Here is a 4,981-nt window from a genome sequence, read left to right on the forward strand (position 1 = left end):
CTTCTAGGTTCTGTGTGATAAGTTTAACTTACATCGGATCGATCAATCTTTGTGTCCTTTGTGTCTTTGTGGTTCGTTCCACCCCCTCGCTAGGAGGAATGTATCTTAGAATACACTTTACCCACCAAATCCAAGAGAGCCTGAATACTGACTTGGAGACTACTGGCTCCTTAATCCTCAATCTATCAGCCTTGCAGCTTACTTAGATAATTTGTACTATAGAGTTCTGGCATAATTAATTTTTGAGAGTTCAAAAATGAGTCAAAATCCCAATTCTTCCTCGCGACCACTACAACCGCTGCCGGTTCCCTCCATCCCGATGCCTCCCTCGGAGTTAATCAAGGGAACCACACCAGAGATAAATCAAGAAATGAGCCAAAAGGTGGCGACGCAGGTCAAAAAAGTGCCAAATATGCCGCAAAATGGTCAAATTTCACCTTCAAGTCCTCCCCAAAGTCGCGCTCCCAGTCAGGCTGCTTCTCCCCAAACCCCACCCCGGCCGGGCCGAGCTCCCAATCAACCCAACTTAGAATATTTGATCCAGTTTGCCTTTGATCGGGGTTATTCGGACGTTCACCTGGGAGTTGGAGAACAACCCCGGATGCGGGATCGTGGCGAAATGATTATTCTCGACTATCCTGAAATTGACATCAACACTTTTTATAGTTGGTTACGCGAAATGCTCGGTGAAGAAGAAATCCTTCGCTTTAAAAAAGACCTAGAATTTGACGGTGCGACTCAGTACGACTTCGCTAGGGTGCGGATTAATATCTTTGAAAGTCTGCGCGGTCCGGGGATGGTTTTGCGTCTGATTCCCATGAAAATCCCCACTATGGAACAATTGCGCTTACCGATGGTCTTCCGGGATGTGTGCGATGTGCAGAAGGGATTGATTTTAATCACCGGTCCGACGGGTTCAGGGAAATCCACCACCCTAGCAGCCATGATCGATTACATCAATAAAGAACACCCCAAACATATTATCACCATCGAAGACCCGATCGAATTTGTCCATGAAAGTCGTCGCAGTTTGATCAAACAACGGGAAGTGGGAATACACACCCATGAGTTCGATAATGCCCTAAAAGCCTGTTTGCGGGAAGACCCAGATATTATTCTGGTGGGGGAGATGCGGGACAAATCCACCGTTAATACTGCCCTGAAAGCTGCCCAAACCGGTCACTTAGTCCTGGGAACCCTGCACACCAACAGCGCTGTAAAAACCCTTGACCGGATTTTAACTCTTTATAGCGCCGAGGAACGGGAATCGACGCGGGTGGCGATCGCAGAATCTTTAGTTTGTATTATCTCGCAGGGTTTATGTCGCACCACCGACGGTAAACGGGCTGCTTTTTACGATATTCTCGTCAATACAGATGCCATCAAGGATTACATTCGCAGCGGCAAAAATGACGAAATTGTTGAATTAATGAAAGACGGCGAATACCACGGCATGATTACCACTAATCAATCCCTGTTTAACCTCTATCAAAAGGGACGGATTACCGAGGAGGTAGCCTTGGCCATGTCCCCAGTCCCCAATGAACTGGCGATGATGCTCCGGGGTAGAATCTAGAAAAACCCTGAAGGAAATTCTTCAGGGGTCAAGAGTTTAGTAGTCTAGAAAAATAGAAGCTCCTATTTATTCTTTACGGGAACCCCTCAAGTGGCTACTTCTGCGATTGTGTTGCCCGATATTTTTAAAGGCATCGCCCTGTTTACCCCCGGGGGCGACCTAATTTACTGTATCGATCCTAATAAACAAACTCATTGGCATCTGAATCTCTGTGCTGCTCTCCAGTCCGCTTTAGGGTTGCCAGAACCACCCCATTTTTTAGTTCCTAGTTTTACCGCTACCATCGATCGCTGGCGAGATCCCTACAGTCACCGTATTCATACTAGAGCCGAAGTCTATCCCCTTGTCCGTCGCTATCAGCCTTTATTAAATGCTATTTTCGCCACGGACGAGCGAGCTTGGTTTACTGTACCTTGGCAGGAACAATCCTCTAATCCCACTATCTTAGAAACCTATCGTCAGCAGTTTCCCCAGCTTTGGCAATCCCACGATCTGATTCTCCGTTATCAGGAGCTTCCCGCGGCTACTCCGGTGATTGGTGCTGACTCCGACTATACTAACCCTAGTCCCAAGGGTTATGTTTTGCGGTTATTTGTCTCCGGCAATAATGCCAATACTAAACACACCCTAGAATCGATCCATCAGCTTCTGGAACGAGAATTACACCATCCCTATACCCTGAAAGTGATCGATATCTCTAAACATCCAGAACAAGCAGAATCTAATCATGTCTCTGCTATTCCCACTTTAGTCCGGGTTTGGCCGCAACCAGTGAAACGCATCATCGGCGAATTTGAGGATTTACCGCGAGTATTGCAGATTATCGCCACCGCTTAGGGTTTAAAGACTTCTGACTCGATTCCTCGCCACCATTCGCCCAATTTCATTAAGTCTTGCTGAATATCATCCAATTCTTGGATGTATTCCTGTTGGGAAAGACTGGCACGACGTTCTTGCAGTTTTTTGAGACGCAATTGCACCAACAGCCAAGGCTTGGAAATACCGTTAGTTTCTTCAATGTAGCGAGCGATATCTTGACTATCCATAGTTTTTTACTGTTATTATCCCATATTTTGTCAAATTAACCCAAGAATCCTTTTTTTAGTTGCAGAAGATTATGTTTGATTTTAGCCACTATTACCCCTACGCCGAATTAGTTTCTTTCCTCAAAAACCTAGCCTCATCCTATCCTAATTTAATTAGCCTCACCTCGATCGGTAAAACCTACGAAAATCGAGATATCTGGTTAACTACCCTAACAAATCAAGCCACAGGCCCCTATTTAGAAAAACCTGCCTATTGGATTGATGCTAACACCCATGCGGGGGAAGTAACAGGTTCTGCCGTCGCTCTCTATACTATCTCTCATCTTTTGAGCCAATACGGTCATAATTCGCCAATTACCAGACTTCTTGACCATTACACTGTCTATATTTTGCCGCGATTAGCCGTGGATGGAGCAGAAAAATATCTCACCACTCCCTATATGTTACGATCAAGTATTCGCCCCTATCCCCACACGGACGAGAAACCGGGGCTATATCCTGAAGATATTAACGGCGATGGTTTAATCTTACAAATGCGCCAAAAAGATACCTGTGGCGCTTGGAAAATTTCTGAACAATATCCTCGCATTATGGTGCGTCGCGAACCGGAGGAATTTGAGGGAACTTTTTACACTTTGCTCACCGAAGGTTTAATCCGCGATTACGATGGCTATAATTTTACCACTGCCCCCACCCTAGAGGGCCTAGATTTTAACCGCAATTATCCCGTTTATTGGGTTCCTGAAGGGGAACAACAGGGGGCTGGAGATTTTCCTTTTTCCGAGCCAGAAACCCGTGCAGAAGCCGAATTTTGGGCAAATAACACCAATATTAATGGCTTCGTTACCTATCATACCTATTCGGCAGTCATGTTGCGTCCCTATAGCACCCATCCCGATGAATATTTCCCCGTGGAAGACTTAGAAATGTATAAATATATTGCTGATAAGGGAAAAGCAATGACTGGTTATGAATGCGTTTCTGTCTATCACGGTTTTCGTGATCATCCCAAAGAAGTGATTAACGGTGCCATGGATGATTATGGTTACGATCATTTTGGTTGGTATGGTTTTACGGTGGAGTTATGGGATGCACCCACCCAAGCGGGAGTGAAAAAAGATGATTATATTCAATGGTTTCGCTGGCATCCTTTTGAAGATGAATTGAAGTTACAGCGTTGGAATGATGAGAATTTAGCGGGAAAGGGTTTTGTTAATTGGCAAAGTTTTGATCATCCCCAATTGGGAGAGGTGGAAATTGGCGGTTGGGACTTTAAAAATGTCTGGCAAAATGCCCCAGAAAAGTATTTACCAGATTTATGTGAGAAACAATGTCAGTTTACTATTGCCCATGCTTTAATGTCACCTCTTTTAGCTATCTCTCGTCTCGATCTTAAGTCGGAGGGCAATGGTATTTATCATCTGGTTTTACAGTTAGAAAATCAGGGATTCTTACCCACTTATACCAGTAAAAAAGCACTGGAAAGAAAGATAGTTCGTCCCATTCAAGTCAAGTTAAATTTGGTCGATGATGCAAGTTTAATAGTGGGAAAATTAGAGCAGGAAATCGGTCACTTAGAAGGGCGATCAAATAAAGTATATAGTAGTCTCGCTCACGGTTTAGATTATCGCTGTACGGTGGAATGGGTAATTAAAGGAGTTTCTGGTCAAGAAATCGAGATTGTCGCTATAGCTGAAAGAGCCGGAACAGTCAGACAAAAAGTTACTTTATAGAGCTATTTTGTTCGATAAAATTGTTAAATAAGTCTCGTTGGATTCCGTGGGTAAAACTCGCAATTTTTGGCCGCGAAGCTCTGGTTCTAATCCCAAAGCTTCTAAAGGAATTACTCCTAATAAATTGTTTTGACCTCCGGGTAATTCCCAACATTCAAAAGTGCCTTCTCGTCCAGCGATAATCAAGGTGGCATCGCGAAAAATTCTCACTTTTCCTATGCCTTTAGCCGTAGCCACATCTACTTCTTTTAAAAGCTGTAAACCCAAGCGGGAGATTACTTCTGGCACTAGACAAAGAGTAGTTGCTCCCGTATCCACCAAGACATTTTCTAGGGTAAGAGAGCGAATTTGATCGGGAGAAATCACAGCCGCTGCTGCTAAAATTTGATCGGCGCGATTGATAACTGTAATCGTGGTGTAGATTTTGCCCATATCTTCTGCAATAATTGCTGGCTCAACCATAATACTAGCCTCAATTCTACCCCTAATTAGGGGCTGCTGAAAAAGTTTTTCGTGGGGGCAGGGTGTGGGGTGTGGGGTGTGGGGTGTGGGGTTTTACCCATTTTCAGGTGGTCAATTACCTAATTTTCAGGGAAAAAATCCCTAAATTTTCCCCCCAATCACTC

General features: G+C 44.4%; 5 protein-coding genes. 3 read left to right on the forward strand and 2 right to left on the reverse strand.

Annotated elements, in window-relative coordinates; all coding sequences use genetic code 11:
• The first annotated feature begins 256 nt into the window (after window positions 1-256).
• Window positions 257-1,576: a type IV pilus twitching motility protein PilT gene (locus IM450_RS12850; RefSeq protein WP_287669019.1), complete on the forward strand. Its 1,320-nt coding sequence runs from the start codon at window positions 257-259 to the stop codon at window positions 1,574-1,576.
• A gap of 90 nt (window positions 1,577-1,666) precedes the next feature.
• A complete protein-coding gene (locus tag IM450_RS12855; RefSeq protein ID WP_287669022.1) occupies window positions 1,667-2,413 on the forward strand; it encodes a circadian clock KaiB family protein in 747 nt (248 codons plus the stop codon).
• On the opposite strand, the gene IM450_RS12860 is transcribed toward IM450_RS12855, so the two are convergent.
• The gene (locus IM450_RS12860) at window positions 2,410-2,622 is read right to left on the reverse strand and encodes a hypothetical protein (RefSeq protein ID WP_002751038.1); all 213 of its coding nucleotides are present in this window, start codon (window positions 2,620-2,622) and stop codon (window positions 2,410-2,412) included. The two genes, IM450_RS12855 and IM450_RS12860, sit on opposite strands and share 4 nt — an antisense overlap.
• A gap of 71 nt (window positions 2,623-2,693) precedes the next feature.
• Between IM450_RS12860 and IM450_RS12865 the strand changes: the two genes are divergently transcribed.
• Window positions 2,694-4,355, forward strand: a complete 1,662-nt coding sequence (locus tag IM450_RS12865; protein ID WP_287669025.1) for a M14 family metallopeptidase — start codon at window positions 2,694-2,696, stop codon at window positions 4,353-4,355.
• Here the strand turns inward: IM450_RS12865 and IM450_RS12870 are convergent.
• Window positions 4,350-4,817 carry an aspartyl protease family protein gene (locus IM450_RS12870; RefSeq protein WP_002803164.1) on the reverse strand — a complete coding sequence of 156 codons (468 nt, stop codon included), beginning with the start codon at window positions 4,815-4,817 and terminating at the stop codon, window positions 4,350-4,352. The genes IM450_RS12865 and IM450_RS12870 overlap by 6 nt on opposite strands.
• Window positions 4,818-4,981 lie beyond the last annotated feature (164 nt).

The sequence above is a fragment of the Microcystis sp. M083S1 genome (genome assembly GCF_020246405.1).
In the GTDB taxonomy this organism is placed as follows: domain Bacteria; phylum Cyanobacteriota; class Cyanobacteriia; order Cyanobacteriales; family Microcystaceae; genus Microcystis; species Microcystis aeruginosa_C.

Excerpts from the sequence above, each read along its gene's own strand:
- IM450_RS12860 (WP_002751038.1), bottom strand. The coding sequence starts at position 2,622 with ATGGATAGTCAAGATATCGCTCGCTACATTGAAGAAACTAACGGTATT.
- IM450_RS12850 (WP_287669019.1), top strand. The coding sequence starts at position 257 with ATGAGTCAAAATCCCAATTCTTCCTCGCGACCACTACAACCGCTGCCG.
- IM450_RS12865 (WP_287669025.1), top strand. The coding sequence starts at position 2,694 with ATGTTTGATTTTAGCCACTATTACCCCTACGCCGAATTAGTTTCTTTC.
- IM450_RS12870 (WP_002803164.1), bottom strand. The coding sequence starts at position 4,817 with ATGGTTGAGCCAGCAATTATTGCAGAAGATATGGGCAAAATCTACACC.